Below are 1406 nucleotides of genomic sequence, written 5' to 3'. Positions count from 1 at the left end.
GGTGATGCGGGGGCGCAGGGTTTTCAGGGTGGTGAAGGCGGTGCGGGAGCTCAGGGCAGTCAGGGCGGCCCCGGCAGCCAAGGCAGTCAAGGTGACGCGGGGGCGCAGGGTTTTCAGGGTGGTGAAGGCGGTACGGGAGCTCAGGGCAGTCAGGGCGGCCCCGGCAGCCAAGGCAGCCAGGGCGACGCGGGGCCGCAGGGCAGTCAGGGCGGCGAGGGAACGCAGGGCAGCCAAGGCTTCCAGGGCGGTCCCGGAAGCCAGGGCAGTCAGGGCGGTCTAGGAGCGCAGGGCAGCCAGGGCACCGAAGGCGGCACCGGAAGCCAGGGCAGTCAGGGCAGTCTCGGTGCGCAGGGCAACCAGGGCGGTACCGGAGCCCAGGGCAGCCAGGGCAGCGAGGGCGGCACCGGAGCCCAGGGAAGTCAGGGTGGTTCCGGCAGTCAGGGAAGTCAGGGGACGCAGGGCGACATGGGCACGCCAGGATCCCAGGGCGTCCCTGGCACCCAGGGTGGTCCCGGTGTCCAGGGTGGTCCCGGTGTGCAGGGTACCCAGGGTGGTATCGGCCCGCAGGGTTTCCAGGGTGCGCAGGGCAGCCCGGGTGGTTCGGGGGCCGGCCCGCAGGGCAGCCAGGGCAGCTCCGGCCCCCAGGGGTTCCAGGGCAGTCAGGGCAGTCAGGGCAACACCGGTGTGCAGGGGAACCAGGGCGGTCAGGGGTTCCAGGGCAGTCAGGGCTTCCAGGGCGGAGCCGGAGTACAGGGCAGCCAGGGCGATGTCGGCAGCCAGGGCTTCCAGGGCGGTATCGGCAGCCAGGGCAGCCAGGGCAGCCAGGGCGACGCCGGAGTCCAGGGCGGCCAGGGCGATATGGGGACGCAGGGTTTCCAGGGTAGCCAGGGTGGTACCGGGCCGCAGGGCAGCCAGGGCGGCGACGGAGCCCAGGGCAGTCAGGGCAGCCAGGGCGACGCCGGAGCCCAGGGCACCCAGGGTGGTACCGGGCCGCAGGGCAGCCAGGGTGGGGTCGGCGTCCAGGGCAGCCAGGGCGATATCGGCCCGCAGGGCAATCAGGGCAGCCAAGGCGGCGCCGGAGTCCAGGGCAGCCAGGGCGGCGACGGCAGTCAGGGCAGTCAGGGCAGCCAAGGCGACGAAGGCGCGCAGGGTAGCCAGGGTGGTACCGGGCCGCAAGGTAGCCAGGGTGGGGTCGGCGTCCAGGGCAGCCAGGGCGATATGGGGACGCAGGGTTTCCAGGGTAGCCAGGGTGGTACCGGGCCGCAGGGCAGCCAGGGCGGCGACGGCTCGCAGGGCAGTCAGGGCAGCCAGGGCGACGAAGGCGCGCAGGGTAGCCAGGGTGGTACCGGGCCGCAAGGTAGCCAGGGTGGGGTCGGCGTCCAGGGCAGCCAGGGCGATATGGGGAC

1 protein-coding gene and 1 pseudogene are annotated in these 1406 nt (G+C 73.3%); both read right to left on the bottom strand.

Annotated features, from left to right (window positions below; translation table 11 throughout):
* On the bottom strand, nt 1-234 hold a 234-nt coding region (locus ACZ4M3_RS18965), incomplete at its 3' end, for a hypothetical protein (protein ID WP_467734032.1).
* 42 nt (nt 235-276) lie between these two features.
* Nucleotides 277-1406, bottom strand: a pseudogene (locus ACZ4M3_RS18960) (hypothetical protein); the annotation flags it as partial.

It is taken from the genome of Streptomyces sp. NPDC026522, assembly GCF_055567555.1.
The sequence above is the reverse complement of the archived record's forward strand: the minus strand, read 5'-3'. Positions and strand labels throughout refer to the sequence as shown.